The sequence below is a fragment of the uncultured Roseobacter sp. genome, assembly GCF_947499265.1.
GTDB lineage: Bacteria > Pseudomonadota > Alphaproteobacteria > Rhodobacterales > Rhodobacteraceae > Roseobacter.
In genome coordinates this window covers 272,510-285,262 of the sequence record NZ_CANMNK010000001.1, presented here as the reverse complement: position 1 = coordinate 285,262, position 12,753 = coordinate 272,510, and the positions used below count along the sequence as shown (strand labels likewise).

The 12,753-nt window shown below is 55.0% G+C and carries 17 protein-coding genes; 8 read left to right on the top strand and 9 right to left on the bottom strand.

Annotated features, from left to right (window positions below; all coding sequences use genetic code 11):
• Nucleotides 1-63 precede the first annotated feature (63 nt).
• Genes Q1A63_RS01400 through Q1A63_RS01390 form a run of 3 tightly spaced genes read right to left on the bottom strand, consistent with a single transcriptional unit; the run spans nucleotide 64 to nucleotide 1,559 of the window.
• Nucleotides 64-678, bottom strand: coding sequence for a hypothetical protein (locus tag Q1A63_RS01400; protein WP_299630419.1), 615 nt, complete (start codon nucleotides 676-678; stop codon nucleotides 64-66).
• On the bottom strand, nucleotides 675-1,064 hold the full coding sequence (locus tag Q1A63_RS01395) for a hypothetical protein (RefSeq protein ID WP_299501228.1): 390 nt from the start codon (nucleotides 1,062-1,064) through the stop codon (nucleotides 675-677). Before Q1A63_RS01395 ends, Q1A63_RS01400 begins: the two co-directional genes overlap by 4 nt.
• A 9-nt stretch (nucleotides 1,065-1,073) precedes the next feature.
• Nucleotides 1,074-1,559, bottom strand: coding sequence for a flagellar basal body-associated FliL family protein (locus Q1A63_RS01390; protein WP_298968632.1), 486 nt, complete (start codon nucleotides 1,557-1,559; stop codon nucleotides 1,074-1,076).
• Between the two features lie 121 nt (nucleotides 1,560-1,680).
• Between Q1A63_RS01390 and fliF the strand changes: the two genes are divergently transcribed.
• The 4 genes from fliF to fliP all read left to right on the top strand — a co-directional run bounded on the left by fliF (nucleotide 1,681) and on the right by fliP (nucleotide 4,932).
• Nucleotides 1,681-3,306: a flagellar basal-body MS-ring/collar protein FliF gene (gene fliF, locus Q1A63_RS01385; RefSeq protein ID WP_298968631.1), complete on the top strand. Its 1,626-nt coding sequence runs from the start codon at nucleotides 1,681-1,683 to the stop codon at nucleotides 3,304-3,306.
• A 65-nt stretch (nucleotides 3,307-3,371) separates the two neighbouring features.
• Complete coding sequence (locus Q1A63_RS01380) at nucleotides 3,372-3,905, top strand: ABC transporter ATP-binding protein (RefSeq protein ID WP_298968630.1); 534 nt, start codon at nucleotides 3,372-3,374, stop codon at nucleotides 3,903-3,905.
• Nucleotides 3,898-4,191: a FliM/FliN family flagellar motor C-terminal domain-containing protein gene (locus tag Q1A63_RS01375; RefSeq protein WP_298968629.1), complete on the top strand. Its 294-nt coding sequence runs from the start codon at nucleotides 3,898-3,900 to the stop codon at nucleotides 4,189-4,191. Before Q1A63_RS01380 ends, Q1A63_RS01375 begins: the two co-directional genes overlap by 8 nt.
• Before the next feature lie 6 nt (nucleotides 4,192-4,197).
• Entirely contained in the window at nucleotides 4,198-4,932 is a 735-nt protein-coding gene (gene fliP, locus Q1A63_RS01370) for a flagellar type III secretion system pore protein FliP (protein WP_298968628.1), read from the top strand.
• Between the two features lie 269 nt (nucleotides 4,933-5,201).
• Here fliP and Q1A63_RS01365 read toward each other — a convergent pair whose 3' ends face one another.
• The 3 genes from Q1A63_RS01365 to paaI all read right to left on the bottom strand — a co-directional run bounded on the left by Q1A63_RS01365 (nucleotide 5,202) and on the right by paaI (nucleotide 7,496).
• On the bottom strand, nucleotides 5,202-5,627 hold the full coding sequence (locus Q1A63_RS01365) for a hypothetical protein (RefSeq protein WP_298968627.1): 426 nt from the start codon (nucleotides 5,625-5,627) through the stop codon (nucleotides 5,202-5,204).
• 67 nt (nucleotides 5,628-5,694) lie between these two features.
• Nucleotides 5,695-7,005, bottom strand: coding sequence for a phenylacetate--CoA ligase PaaK (gene paaK, locus Q1A63_RS01360; protein WP_298968626.1), 1,311 nt, complete (start codon nucleotides 7,003-7,005; stop codon nucleotides 5,695-5,697).
• Nucleotides 7,002-7,496 carry a hydroxyphenylacetyl-CoA thioesterase PaaI gene (gene paaI, locus Q1A63_RS01355; RefSeq protein ID WP_298968625.1) on the bottom strand — a complete coding sequence of 165 codons (495 nt, stop codon included), beginning with the start codon at nucleotides 7,494-7,496 and terminating at the stop codon, nucleotides 7,002-7,004. The genes paaK and paaI overlap by 4 nt, the downstream gene beginning before the upstream one ends.
• A 68-nt stretch (nucleotides 7,497-7,564) precedes the next feature.
• Here paaI and Q1A63_RS01350 point away from each other — a divergent pair, with 68 nt between their 5' ends.
• Nucleotides 7,565-7,912: a DUF2794 domain-containing protein gene (locus Q1A63_RS01350; protein ID WP_298968624.1), complete on the top strand. Its 348-nt coding sequence runs from the start codon at nucleotides 7,565-7,567 to the stop codon at nucleotides 7,910-7,912.
• 63 nt (nucleotides 7,913-7,975) lie between these two features.
• On the opposite strand, the gene Q1A63_RS01345 is transcribed toward Q1A63_RS01350, so the two are convergent.
• From Q1A63_RS01345 to Q1A63_RS01335, 3 genes are all read right to left on the bottom strand, one after another.
• Nucleotides 7,976-8,773, bottom strand: coding sequence for an NlpC/P60 family protein (locus Q1A63_RS01345; RefSeq protein ID WP_298968623.1), 798 nt, complete (start codon nucleotides 8,771-8,773; stop codon nucleotides 7,976-7,978).
• On the bottom strand, nucleotides 8,770-10,155 hold the full coding sequence (locus tag Q1A63_RS01340) for a M17 family metallopeptidase (RefSeq protein WP_298968622.1): 1,386 nt from the start codon (nucleotides 10,153-10,155) through the stop codon (nucleotides 8,770-8,772). Before Q1A63_RS01340 ends, Q1A63_RS01345 begins: the two co-directional genes overlap by 4 nt.
• A 63-nt stretch (nucleotides 10,156-10,218) precedes the next feature.
• A complete protein-coding gene (locus Q1A63_RS01335; RefSeq protein WP_298968621.1) occupies nucleotides 10,219-10,599 on the bottom strand; it encodes a hypothetical protein in 381 nt (126 codons plus the stop codon).
• Between the two features lie 147 nt (nucleotides 10,600-10,746).
• Between Q1A63_RS01335 and Q1A63_RS01330 the strand changes: the two genes are divergently transcribed.
• The 3 genes from Q1A63_RS01330 to Q1A63_RS01320 are packed head-to-tail and all read left to right on the top strand — an operon-like array spanning nucleotide 10,747 to nucleotide 12,747.
• Complete coding sequence (locus Q1A63_RS01330; protein WP_298968619.1) at nucleotides 10,747-11,397, top strand: carbonic anhydrase; 651 nt, start codon at nucleotides 10,747-10,749, stop codon at nucleotides 11,395-11,397.
• A gap of 56 nt (nucleotides 11,398-11,453) precedes the next feature.
• Entirely contained in the window at nucleotides 11,454-12,431 is a 978-nt protein-coding gene (locus Q1A63_RS01325) for a sodium-dependent bicarbonate transport family permease (protein ID WP_298968616.1), read from the top strand.
• 4 nt (nucleotides 12,432-12,435) lie between these two features.
• Nucleotides 12,436-12,747, top strand: coding sequence for a P-II family nitrogen regulator (locus Q1A63_RS01320; protein WP_298968614.1), 312 nt, complete (start codon nucleotides 12,436-12,438; stop codon nucleotides 12,745-12,747).
• Nucleotides 12,748-12,753 lie beyond the last annotated feature (6 nt).

Sequence of the window (12,753 nt, the reverse complement as noted above, 5' to 3'; positions counted from 1 at the left end):
TGTCCCCGGTTCAATTGATAACGGCACATTCGCAAAAGGAGGTTAAAAAAGCCTCTGCATTTGCTAGCCTTTTGGCACGTCTGCATTTCGCCCGGCGAGAATCACGCTGATCGAGTAGGCTGCCTGGGGCGATAGCCCGGCTAAAATGCCAGCCGCTGCAGTTGGTTTCATTCTGCCCAAAAACCCTGCGGCAAATACCGGTTCCATTTCTTCAAACAGCAGCGCGGCATCCTTGGGTTTCATGTTTTCGTAAACCGCAGTCAGGCGCGCCAGGTCGTCTTCAGCGGCTGTGTCGGCCAATGCGAGCAAGCCTCTCAACGAAGTTTCGGCATCTTCGAGCATTGTAAGGCGCTTCTCGATTTGTTCGTCTGCAACACTCAGTGCCTTCATTCTCACGGCGATCTGCTGTTCTTTTTCTACGATGCGCGCTTCGCGTTCTTGAAAGGATCTCAATAGCTTGGACATTTTGGCTTTGTCCGCTTCCGGCATCTTCTGTCCAGTGTCGGAGGCGGCAACACTCATTTCCGCTTCAGCGGAAGTGGCGAGCGGGTTCTCTGTGGCAACGGCCTGTCCAGCGCCTGCGCCAATCCTGATCGCTGCAGACCCCATGAGAAGCCCTGCGATCAATAGTACCGACCCCCGACCATTTCGTCCTGAAACCAGCTTTTTGAGGCTCATTGATGTGCCTCCGCAGCTCTATGCCGAACAAACATCGGCTCGCTTGTCGTCTGCGCCGAAACAGGAGCCGCGGGTGTCGCAGTTGCTTCTCTTGCAGGCGTGTCGGGAATGTCGTGCAAGGACGCCATCTGGAATTCCAGTTTCCGGGACATTTCTTCAGCGCGTTGCGTCAAGTCCGTCAACGTCTGCGCTGATCCAGCAGCGGTATTTTGCGCTGAGGAAAGAGTTTTTGTCAGATCGTCAACCTGTGCGGACAGAACAGCGACCGCGCCGCCCACACCTTTTTCCAGATCATTAAAACGGTTGAGTCTCCGGCCCAGAACAAGACAGTAGATTCCGGCACCTAAAGCGCCTGCGGCTAACAAAATATCTGCAATAAGGTCCATTTCACCCTCCTAGTTCAGCACGAATTCCATGATGAGAAGATCATTGACGTGATCACGACCCGTCGCGACCTGTACGCGCCGTAACATTTGTGCACGCAACCGCGTCAATGCGGAGGGATCTTGAATATCCCTCAATTCGATCGCGCGTAGATAGCTGTTCAGCACATCTACGACACGTGGCAAGACGGCCTCCACTTCCGAGGCGTGTTCCTTTGGCACCTCCAGTTCCGCGCGGAACCGTAAATGTTTTTGCTGACTCTGCTGCGGAAGCGATACGGTGATCGGATCCAAAGGTACAAAAACCACTTTCGGCTGAGCATCCCTCACCTTTTCCTCAGGTGCGGGCTCGGCTGATTCGGCGTTTAAAATCATACCACTCCACGTTGCGTAGAATCCTCCGCCACCGCCTGCCAACAGCAAGACAAGCCCAATTATTAAAGGCATTTTTGACGATTTTGTTTCGGTTGGGGGATCAACAGTCGTTGCGTCGGCCATGATATATCCATTTGCGGTTACAAAAATCGTTATAGACGCGATTGCACTAACCGATTGTTAAGCCAGATCGTTCATTGCTGTTGTCACGCCGAATAGAACGTTCGGTCTGACGGAGGTGATTGTGCAGCAACTATTAAATGCGTGGACCGGGCTAGAACTGCGCCGACAGATCATCGTTATCTTGGCCACTGGCGCGATGTTTTTCGCGATTCTGACAATGTCGCGAATGGCATCGGCGCCATCAATGACATTGCTTTATGCTGGCCTTGAAAATGGTGCCGCTGGGGATGTTGTCCGCGCCCTAGAGCAGCGCGGTGCTGTGTTTGAAGTGCGCGGTGGGTCAATCTTCGTATCCTCCAAGGATCGTGATCAGCTCAGAATGACGCTCGCAAGCGAAGGGCTTCCGGCAAATTCAAACCGCGGCTATGAGTTGCTCGACACACTCTCGGGTTTCGGCACGACATCCCAGATGTTCGACGCAGCCTATTGGCGCGCGAAAGAAGGTGAACTCGCTAGGACAATCGTCTCCAGCCCACATATTGCGATGGCACGGGTCCACATCGCTAGCACGGGATCGAATCCATTTCAGCGTGGGGTAACTCCCAAAGCCTCGGTTGCCGTCACACCAAACGGGGCGGCGATTACCAGCCAGCAAGCGAAAGCGATCAGGTTTCTTGTCTCTTCCGCCGTCGCGGGGCTAGCGTCTGACGACGTTGCCGTCATCGACGCAAATGGGTCTTTGGTTGGTACAACCGATGAAGCAGCACCGACAAACGGCGGGGACGACAAAGCGCAACTCCTGCGTGACAAGGTTCAACGCCTTTTGGAAGCCAGAGTCGGTTTTGGCAACGCGGTTGTCGAGGTTAGCGTCGATACGGTCACTGAAAGCGAAGCCATCAGGGAACGCATCTTCGACCCTGAGAGCCGGGTGGCCATCAGTACAGACACTGAAGAGCGTACCAACTCGTCCAACGAGGCTGGCGGGGGAGACGTTACAGTTGCCTCAAACCTCCCGGACGAGCAGGGTGGTGAAGGCGAGAATTCGTCTTCCCAGAACAGTGAGAGCCGCGAACGCATTAACTACGAAGTGTCAGAAACGGAGCGCGAAATCGTTCGAAGCCCAGGTGCGGTCAAAAGACTCACGGTTGCCGTTTTGGTGAACGAGGCTCAGACAATTTCGGAAACAGGCGAGCAGACTTTTGCGCCGCGTGAAGAAGCCGAATTGAATGCTTTGAAAGATCTTGTCGCTTCGGCTGTTGGGTTTGATGAACAGCGTGGTGACATCATCACGATCAAATCAATGGCTCTGCAAAACGTGGCACCGCAGGGTACGGTTGCAGGCACATCGCTTTTAGATGGCATCAATATTGATGTAATGTCGGCGATCCAAATGGCTGTTCTTGCCTTGGTTACCTTAATTTTGGGTATTTTCGTGGTGCGCCCATTGCTGATGAAGCCGAGCGTGCCAGTTTCGGAAAGCGTGCCCGCGTTACCTGGTGCGGATGAAACGCAGGGCGAAGAGCCGGGCCTGACGGGCGAAGTCACTTCCGACGAACTTGACCTCCCCGAGCTGCCAATCATTTCAGGATTTGGTGGCGATGAGGCGGGCGGTTTGCCGGATCTGAACATGGCCGGCGGTCTTTCGGACGATCCGGTAGATCGTTTGCGCAACATGATTGGCGAGCGTCAGGAAGAAACTGTTGAGATTCTTCGCAGTTGGCTGGAAGACAAAGAGGAGAAGGTCTGATGTCTTTGTCACACAGATATCGCAATTTCGGAGGGTCCAAATCCGAGCCCGGCGCCAAGGAAGAAATGAGCAGCGATGGTATAGAAGACCAAAAGCTGCAATCTTTTGAGGAAGGATATCAGGCCGGGTGGGATGACGCTGTAAAAGCGCAGGCCGACGAGAAAATGAAAATCAGCGCCGAGTTTGGCCAAAACCTCCAGGATATGTCGTTCACCTATCAAGAGGCCTTGTCGAAACTAACGCTTTCGATTGAACCGGTTATGGCGCAAATCGTCGATAAACTTCTACCCGCACTGGCCCGGCAGGCTTTGGGCGCACATGTCATCGAACAGTTGTGCGAGATGTTGAAGGATTGCGCCGGACAGCCCATTGAAATTGTTGTCGCGCCCGCGAGCGTGGAAACGATCAAAGAGCTTGGTGAGAAAAGTCTGACCGACACGTTTGAGGTGGTCGAAGAAGCCTCACTGGGTGCCGGCCAAGCATTTGTGCGCGTCGGGGCGACGGAAAGAAGTATTGATCTTGATTCCGTGATCTCCGGCGTATCCGACGCGCTTTCCGCGTTTTTTCATGAAACTGGACAGGAGATGAACAATGGATGAGTTGTCCGCTGAAAAAAAACCGGCTGTGAATCCGACAAATCCATTCACGTCCGTTCCAATTGAGCTGAGTGTATGTGTCGGCAAGGCCCGACCGTTGATTAGAGATCTGATCGCGCTGGGGGAGAACGCAGTGTTGCCGTTGGATAAAACAGTAGAAGACCCTGTCGAACTCTATGTCGGCGATCGTCTGATTGCCCGAGGCATGCTGGAGGAAAACGAAGACGACCAAAATGGCCAGTTGGTGGTTCGGCTCACGGAGATCATCGACCTTCAGGCGAGCCTCTGAGCTTCTATGAAGCTTCGCACATTACTTTGCATTCTCGCTTTGGGGTTTGCAGCTCTTCCGATCGAGGTCAGCGCGCAAGAAGTTGCGTTCTCCCTGGGAGAAAACGACTCGATCAGCGCACGCACAATTCAGCTGTTCGCGTTGATCACCGTGCTAAGCCTAGCACCGGGCTTGGCCATCATGGTGACTTGTTTTCCCTTCTTGGTGACTGTTTTGTCCATTCTGAGGCAAGCGATCGGGTTGCAGCAATCCCCACCGAATATGCTCATTGTAAGCCTCGCATTGTTCTTGACGTATTTTGTCATGGAACCGGTTTTTACTGCTGCTTGGACCCAAGGTATCATGCCATTGAACGATGAACTGATTGATATTGAAACGGCCTTTGTTCGTACACTGGAGCCTTTCAGGGTGTTTATGGCTGGCCGCGTTGATCCAGACACGTTTTTCGCAATGGCCGAATTGCGACCCGACACAATTGATGCGACGCCAACGCCTGATGCGCCGCTGTCGGTGCTGGTTCCCAGCTTTCTGTTATCGGAGATTTCTCGTGCTTTTCAGATCGGGTTTTTGATCTTCCTGCCGTTCTTGATCATCGATCTAGTTGTTGCGGCAGTTCTTATGTCGATGGGTATGATGATGGTGCCGCCTGTAATCGTTTCGCTTCCGTTTAAGCTCGCCTTCTTCGTTATCGCCGATGGGTGGAGTTTGATCGCTGGTAGTTTGGTGCGCAGTTACTTTTGAGCGATTTACTTGGAGTGTCCGAGCAAGACAGCGTGCTGCTAAAGGCACACTAGCGAATTCGGCTCATGTCGCCTTAGATAAGAAACTCTAAATGGTGGAATTTGACCTCTGACGTCGCTGAAGCGACAAGGTCACCAGGAGAGTATTGGCGCGCAGGGAAACTTGTTTGATACATGCAACTCAGATGATGAATGATAAGCGTCTGACCAATCCGAAAAACGTGCGGGATATCGGAAGCGATCGAAGCAAACGCGTTAGTTCGGAGTGGTCTACCCAGCACGCTGTCTCCTGAAAGACTTCAGCGTACCACATGAGGGATTAACTGGGTTGGGCAGATGTTCATAATTATGTGAAGATACAACGTAACTGATGGGTTGATCGTTGCGAGCTAATTTGGTCAATGCTGCGATATCACTTGCGTCACCGACCACATCAACATCTTCGATTAATGAGATCTTTTCCGCTTCAATAGTCGAGTCCCGCGATGCTCTCCTGCGGATCGTTTCGGTGTCATAAACGTCCATAGCGATGGTTTGATATCCATCGTTTTTAGGTGCGATCAGCCTGCAATATGGCGCAACTTCTATGCCCAACTCACCCTTACGGATGTACTTTCTGAGCTTTGACATTCGATCAGATTTTTGGGCCACTGCGCAATTCCTGATTTTGCCGACAACACTTGCATTGAGGACCATAAACGGGACTTGAGTTCAAGTATGCACAAGTTCCCGATCAGGCTGCAACCGACTGAGCAGCTATCTGTCACACTTCTTTGCGATTGTCTAAGATCCTGACAGCTTTGCCTTGGGAGCGGGCGACGGAGCCGGATCTTCCGACCTCAACGTCGACGCTGATTCCAATGGTCTGCTTGATTTTTGCGGCCAGCACCTTGCCACTTGCCGCGCAATCCTCCGTGTTTAACGCAGGGTCGGCGGCCTCACAAAGAATGCGCATCTTGTCCATGCGATCTGGTTTGGTCAGTTCGATTTGAAAGTGTGGCGCAAGGCCCGGCGTGGCCATTAAGGCCTCCTCGATCTGGGTGGGAAAGACATTTACTCCGCGCAGAATAATCATGTCATCCGAGCGGCCGGTGACCTTTTCCATCCGTCGCATCGAGCGTGCAGTTCCGGGCAAAAGGCGGGTCAGGTCGCGAGTGCGGTAGCGAATGATTGGAAAAGCTTCTTTGGTGAGTGATGTGAAAACCAACTCACCCTGTTCGCCTTCCCCCACCAACGCGCCCGTTTCGGGGTTGATCACTTCGGGAAAGAAGTGATCTTCCCAAATGTGCAGACCATCTTTGGTTTCGACACATTCCATAGATACGCCGGGGCCCATGACTTCTGAAAGGCCATAGATATCAACAGCATGCATATCGAATGCCTGCTCGATTTCGGTGCGCATCGCGTTCGTCCAAGGCTCTGCGCCGAAAATACCGACGTCCAGTGATGACGCGCGCGGGTCAACGCCCTGAGCTGCATATTCGTCGAGAATTGAGAGAGCGTAGGAGGGCGTGACCGTAATGCCGTTGGGTCGAAAATCCTCGATGAGACGCACTTGGCGTGGCGTCATGCCGCCGGAAACGGGCACGGTTGTCAGCCCAAGAGCGTCGGCGCCCAGATGAATGCCGAGACCACCGGTAAAGAGGCCGTATCCATAGGCATTGTGCAATAAGTCGCCGGGTCTCAATCCGGCCGCGCGCAGGGACCTTGCCACTAAATTACCCCAGTTTTCCAGATCGCGCGCAGTATATCCGACCACGGTGGGCTGACCGGTCGTGCCGGATGATGCGTGAATGCGGGCAAGTTGTTCGCGCGGCACTGCAAACATGCCAAATGGATAATGCGCGCGCAGATCCGTCTTTACGGTGAAGGGAAACCTTGCCAGATCTGACAGGGTTTTCAGATCATCAGGATGCACGCCTGCATCATCAAAACTCTGTTTGTAAAACGGCACATTATCATAAGCGTGTCGGAGGGACCATTTCAGGCGGTCGGTCTGAAGGCTGGTTATCTCATCCCGGCTGGCGATTTCAATGGGATCAAGCGCTTTCGGTGCGGGTGTGAGATCTTTCATGTCAGGTCTCCGTTTTCGGGAAAGTGTTGGCCTTTGACAGTGCGTGACAAGCCGCGAAACTGCGCAATGCAGCTTCCGTTGTCGCTGGTGACTTCAACATCATAGATGCCGGATCGCCCCGCGCGCGAAACTTCGACGGCAGTTGCGGTCAGGCGTTCTCCCAACTGTCCTGGTTTCAAATAGGTGATCTGATTTTGCTGCGCGACCGTCAGCTGATTGTAGGTATTGCAGGCAAAGGCGAAGGCGGAATCCGCCAGCGCAAAAGTAAACCCGCCATGACAAATCCCATGCCCGTTGAGCATATCCTTTGTTACGGTCATGGAGAGCGTAGCACGACCGGGCGCGATCTTTTCGATTTCCATTCCTAAAGTTTGGCTTGCAGCGTCTTTTTCCATCATCAGCACCGCACATTTTTCGGCGCGCGCTTGCGGCAATAGTCCACTTGACATATGTGTTTCCGAATTCTCCCTACCTGAGAAAATCTGTAACATGAAAGTGCTGCGCTGTATATTGCAACCTCGGGGCTTGATTTGAACGACGAAGAGCGCAAGTCTTAGGTATGAATTTTCAGGTGCCTCCGCCCAGCAATCTGCATCACCTTCCCAACGAGCAGGTCGCTTTTCACCGCACAGAACTTTCGGTGATCCTCTCAATTTACGGACGATTTGTTGCCGCCGGTGAATGGCGTGACTATGGAATTTCCTGTTTGCGGGACGTCGCTGTGTTCTCCGTTTTCAGGCGCACAGCGGAAAACCCCATGTACAGGATCGAAAAACGACCCAAAATGCGGGACAAACAAGGAATGTACTCGATTGTGGGCATGGATGGCCAAATTCTGCGCCGCGGCCACGATCTGAAAACAGTATTGCGGGTGCTGGAACGCAAATTGATCCGCGCCGTCGACTAGCCGCTTTCGGTCACAAGCCCGCCTTATGTAATACTTACAGGCGTCTTGCTCAGCACTTAAGTCTTATCCTGTGGACAGATCCAGTCGTTTATGCGCCGTAACGGGACCATCACCCTGTGCTGCGATACGTGCAATTCCCGTCTTTATATCTTCCTCGGCAACGGCCATGTGACCCGCGTTTGCGTGAAGCATCACTGTAGGACTGGAGACAAAAGCCACATGTCCTTTCCAGAACAGCAGATCGCCGCGGATGTAATCTGTCCCTTCTGTCACAAAATCTCCCAGATGATCGAACTGCTGATCGCTGTCGCCGGGGCAAGGCATGTTACACATCAGGCAGGCCGCCTGCACCAATCCCGAACAATCAATCCCCCAGGCGCTATTGCCCCCCCAAAGATAAGGAGTGCCCAGGAACAGGGAGGCGATAGCGACAGGATCAATGGCGACATCCGAGACACGATGCAGATGTTGACGCGGGATAAACCCAAGCTCTGTTTCAACAAAGGTGGCCGTTTCGGATTGCGCGGTCACTCTGCTGCCCAACGACAGGGCGATCTGATCGGCAGATTTTATGTCGGCTGCTTCATAGGCCTGCGATGAGCGCGCCGTTACAATATGCGTGGCGTCTGTGCGTAGTCCGAGCATGTCTGATCTGACGTAGCCGCAATACCCATCTTTTTCGGCTCTCACGAGCTGCCAGCTGCCCGCCTCCTGAAGAACCGTGACATGTTCCCCATAGATCAGCTGGCGGTCGCGTGCTCCGGTCGGCGCGCGGTGCAAATCGGCAATGCTCGATTTGATCTGCATCGGCTTGGACAATTGGACCAGGTCCGGGTCAGGTGTTGTGCGCGGATCGCTCATTGCCCAGCCATTTCTTGCAGTGTTTTTAGCAGGGCGCGCGTGGCCTGACCAACGCCGCCTTTTGGTCGCGCCGGTGCATCACTGGGTTGCCAGCCGTAGATGTCAAAATGCGCGTAGGTCGATGTGTCAACGAAACGTCGCAAGAAGAGAGCGGCGGTAATGGATCCGGCAAATCCGCCCTTCGGCGCATTGTCCAGATCGGCAATTCCGGGCTCGATCATCGCCTCATAAGGGGTATGAAACGGCATGCGCCAAACTGGGTCAGCTTGGGTTTGCGCCGCTGCGTCCAAAAGGTCTGAAAACCGCTCATTATCGCAGTAATAGGGCGCAAGATCGGGGCCAACCGCGACCCGCGCCGCGCCCGTCAATGTTGCCATGGACACGATCAGATCTGGTCCGGTTTCCTGCGCAAAAGCAAGCGCGTCTGCCAGAACCAGCCGCCCTTCGGCATCCGTGTTGTTGATCTCCACGGTCAGACCCTTCCGCGATGTCAGGATGTCGCCGGGACGGAATGCATTGCCTGAAACAGAGTTTTCCACGGCCGGAACCAGCACGCGCAGTTGGATGGCCAGGCCCGTGGACATGATCATATGCGCAAGGCCGAGCACGGCGGCGGCCCCGCCCATATCCTTTTTCATCAAGCCCATCGACGCACCGGGCTTGAGGTTCAGACCACCTGTATCGAAGCAAACGCCTTTGCCGACCAGCGTGATCGTTGGACCCGCCTCGCCCCAGGAGATATCGATCAGGCGCGGTGCCTGCGCTGCGGCGCGTCCAACGGTGTGGATCATCGGAAAGTTCTGAGCCAACAGATCATCGCCAGAGATCACACTGATTTGCGCACCATGTCGCTCGGCCAGATCGCGGGCAGCCTGTTCCAGATCGTCCGGCCCCATGTCTGACGCCGGTGTATTAATCAGATTGCGCGTCAGGGCTTCGCCGTGAGCAATGGCCTGCAGCTCGGTCGCGTTGATACCATCCGGTGGCGCAAGCTGCGCACCCATCGCTGTTTGTTCGCGGTACCGATCAAACCGATAGCCAGCAAGAAGGCACCCGAGTGCCTCGACTTCCGCCTCTTCGGCGGGCAGCCCGGAGCTAATAGCGTAGATGCCTTTCGGCAGCTTCGAGAACACGGCGGCCAGATGAAACCGCCCGCGCGCCCGTGTGTCCGGTGAGCCGTAGCCCGCCAGAGCAAAAGCAGGTGCCCCGGTGTGATCGGGAATAATCAATGCCTGACCGATCGCGCCCCTGAACCCATGCGTTGCAACCCACGTCGCGACGTTTTCGGGCTGTTGCGACAGCCAGTCGTCCAGTTCGGATTGCGCAATGATGTGGACGGGCAGGGCCGAATCCGATGGATCGGCAAAGGAGGGCAGGTTCATGCGCTGGGGCCTTTCGGGCGAAGTTATCCCCAGATTAGACTGTCATGCCCTCTGTGCAAGGCTTCAGATTGTGATGTCCTGCAAGTCCCAGATTGCCGTCAGAGATTGCTCGCCGATACGGATCAGACGCGCAAGGGTCGCCGCGATGGCAGGCCCATCTTCGCTGTCGATTGCGTCGATGACATCGTTGGCTACGCGGGCCAGCACGTGCATGCCAATCTGATCTGCAATTGCGATCAGCGATCTGGCGCATTTGCGCAGTTCAACCATATTCGTCGCCGCGTGCAGGCGGCTGCAATGGGACAGCCGCAACGCCAATTCCTCCATCGCGCGGCACACCACGTCTTCTGCGCCAGCTTCGCCAAGCTCAGCATAAAGCGCTGCAAGTCGATCCTGATCGACATGCACGGTCTCTTTCAGCCTGATCTTCAGGAACTGATCCATTACTCTCACCCTTTTATGCCCCCACGGCACGCGTGAGGTATCGCATGGAAAATCTATCCAAAGTGTTGAGGCGTCGGGCTGTTTTCCCTCGAATTCAATATGAATTGCGTATAATTGCTCTCTACCGCACTGACGAACGGGATGGAAATGAACCAAGTAAAACCGCTTCCAGGCTATCTGGTACAACGCTACCACGGCTGGAAAGCCACGGGCTACGCGGAGAACAAAGCGTGGTATAGACGCCTTGCCAGCGACGGACAGCATCCGCGCGCGATGGTGATCTCTTGCTGCGACAGCCGCGTCCATGTGACCTCGATTTTTGGCGCGGATCAGGGTGAATTTTTCATTCACCGGAACATCGCAAACCTCGTGCCGCCCTATCAACCGGATGGCGATCATCACGGCACATCCGCTGCGGTTGAATATGCGGTGAACATGCTGAATGTTGCGCATCTGATCGTGCTGGGACATTCTAGTTGCGGTGGGATTCAGGGATGTATCGACATGTGCAAGGGTCATGCGCCGGAGCTTGAAGGGCCAAACAGTTTCGTCGGCCGCTGGATGGACATTCTGAAGCCAAAGTTCGATCTTGTTGCTGCTGAAAAAGATCCAGTCACCCAGGCGCAACAGCTTGAAAAACATGCAGTTTTGACCAGTCTGGAGAACCTGCTGACGTTCCCATTTGTGAAATCCCGGGTAGGTGATGGTCTGTTAACCCTGCATGGTCTCTGGACGGATATCGGCGAGGGTGGGCTGGAGTATTTCAATCCTGAAAAGCAGGTTTTCCAACCGGTTTAACCTTGATCAATTGAACGAGCGTTTCTATTTGCGTTCGCAACGTTTTGGGAGCGCCCATGGAACAGATTTTAACGCTGGCCGCGAACAACCTGCTGTCGCCGATCATCCTGTCTTTTGCCCTTGGCGTTGCAGCCGCGCTGGCCCGCTCTGACCTCAGCGTTCCGGAAGCAGCCGCCAAAGCGCTGTCGATCTACCTGCTGTTTGCCATCGGCTTCAAAGGGGGCGTCAGCGTTTCCGCCCATGGTATTGACGCGAAACTGGGGCTGACCCTGTTGGCCGGTGTCATCCTCTCCGCCGCGCTGCCGATGGTCGCGTTTGGGTTACTCAACGTGATGACCAAACTCTCGCGGCTGGACGCGGCGGCGGTCGCGGCGCACTACGGTTCTATCTCAATTGTAACTTTTGTTGCGGCCACATCCGTCCTGGAAAGCAGTGGCATCGCCGCCGAAGGCTACATGGTCGCCGTGGCTGCGGCGATGGAAGCACCGGCGATCCTCTCCGCACTTTGGTTGATCTCACGCGGGGGCGACGGGCGGCGGATGGACAGCGATCTGTGGCGTGAAATTCTGCTCAACGGATCCATCGTTCTGCTCGTGGGGGCGTTTTTCATCGGCTGGGCAACCGGTGAAGAAGGTCTGGCGGAGATATCCAGTTTCGTCGTGGCCCCCTTCAAAGGTGTGCTCTGCCTTTTCCTGCTGGACATGGGCCTCGTCGCGGGGAGAGGCCTGCGCGGGCGGAGTGGTGCGCTCAGCCCGGGCGTTCTCGCATTTGGTCTCCTGATGCCCGTCGTGGGCAGCATGTTCGGTCTGGGCGCTGGCCTGCTGCTGGGTCTCTCCACCGGGGGCGTTGCGTTGATGATGGTGCTGTCTGCATCGGCCTCCTATATCGCTGTGCCGGCGGCCATGCGCGTCGCGTTGCCCGAAGCCAACCCCTCCATCTACCTCACGCTCTCGCTTGGCGTGACGTTTCCGTTTAATCTGACGCTGGGCATCCCGCTATATGTCGCGTTTGCCACCGCCCTGACAGGAGCCTGACATCATGCAAACGCATCAAGCCAAACGGGTTGAAATCACCATCGAAGCGATCATGCAATCGCGGTTGTCGGAGGCGTTGATCAAGGCCGGGGTGACCGGATTTACAGTCCTGCCGGTTCTTGGCGGTTCAGGTCGGTCCGGCGCCTGGGTCCGGGCGGGCGAGATTGGCCGCGCGAGCGGGATGGTGCAGGTAATTTGCATCGTTCGAGCGGAGAATGTCGACAAGCTGATCGAAGCTGCTTTCAGCGTTGTAGAACGCCACATCGGTGTGGTCAGCATTGTGGATTGCGAAGTGCTCAGAGCGGAGCGGTTTTAAACCCTT

Excerpts from the sequence above, each read along its gene's own strand:
- Q1A63_RS01400 (WP_299630419.1), bottom strand. The coding sequence starts at position 678 with ATGAGCCTCAAAAAGCTGGTTTCAGGACGAAATGGTCGGGGGTCGGTA.
- Q1A63_RS01365 (WP_298968627.1), bottom strand. The coding sequence starts at position 5,627 with ATGGTCCTCAATGCAAGTGTTGTCGGCAAAATCAGGAATTGCGCAGTG.
- fliP (WP_298968628.1), top strand. The coding sequence starts at position 4,198 with ATGAAGCTTCGCACATTACTTTGCATTCTCGCTTTGGGGTTTGCAGCT.
- paaI (WP_298968625.1), bottom strand. The coding sequence starts at position 7,496 with ATGTTACAGATTTTCTCAGGTAGGGAGAATTCGGAAACACATATGTCA.
- Q1A63_RS01395 (WP_299501228.1), bottom strand. The coding sequence starts at position 1,064 with ATGGACCTTATTGCAGATATTTTGTTAGCCGCAGGCGCTTTAGGTGCC.
- paaK (WP_298968626.1), bottom strand. The coding sequence starts at position 7,005 with ATGAAAGATCTCACACCCGCACCGAAAGCGCTTGATCCCATTGAAATC.
- Q1A63_RS01390 (WP_298968632.1), bottom strand. The coding sequence starts at position 1,559 with ATGGCCGACGCAACGACTGTTGATCCCCCAACCGAAACAAAATCGTCA.
- Q1A63_RS01325 (WP_298968616.1), top strand. The coding sequence starts at position 11,454 with ATGGAACAGATTTTAACGCTGGCCGCGAACAACCTGCTGTCGCCGATC.
- Q1A63_RS01330 (WP_298968619.1), top strand. The coding sequence starts at position 10,747 with ATGAACCAAGTAAAACCGCTTCCAGGCTATCTGGTACAACGCTACCAC.
- Q1A63_RS01345 (WP_298968623.1), bottom strand. The coding sequence starts at position 8,773 with ATGAGCGATCCGCGCACAACACCTGACCCGGACCTGGTCCAATTGTCC.
- Q1A63_RS01375 (WP_298968629.1), top strand. The coding sequence starts at position 3,898 with ATGGATGAGTTGTCCGCTGAAAAAAAACCGGCTGTGAATCCGACAAAT.
- Q1A63_RS01340 (WP_298968622.1), bottom strand. The coding sequence starts at position 10,155 with ATGAACCTGCCCTCCTTTGCCGATCCATCGGATTCGGCCCTGCCCGTC.
- Q1A63_RS01350 (WP_298968624.1), top strand. The coding sequence starts at position 7,565 with ATGAATTTTCAGGTGCCTCCGCCCAGCAATCTGCATCACCTTCCCAAC.
- Q1A63_RS01380 (WP_298968630.1), top strand. The coding sequence starts at position 3,372 with ATGAGCAGCGATGGTATAGAAGACCAAAAGCTGCAATCTTTTGAGGAA.
- Q1A63_RS01335 (WP_298968621.1), bottom strand. The coding sequence starts at position 10,599 with ATGGATCAGTTCCTGAAGATCAGGCTGAAAGAGACCGTGCATGTCGAT.
- Q1A63_RS01320 (WP_298968614.1), top strand. The coding sequence starts at position 12,436 with ATGCAAACGCATCAAGCCAAACGGGTTGAAATCACCATCGAAGCGATC.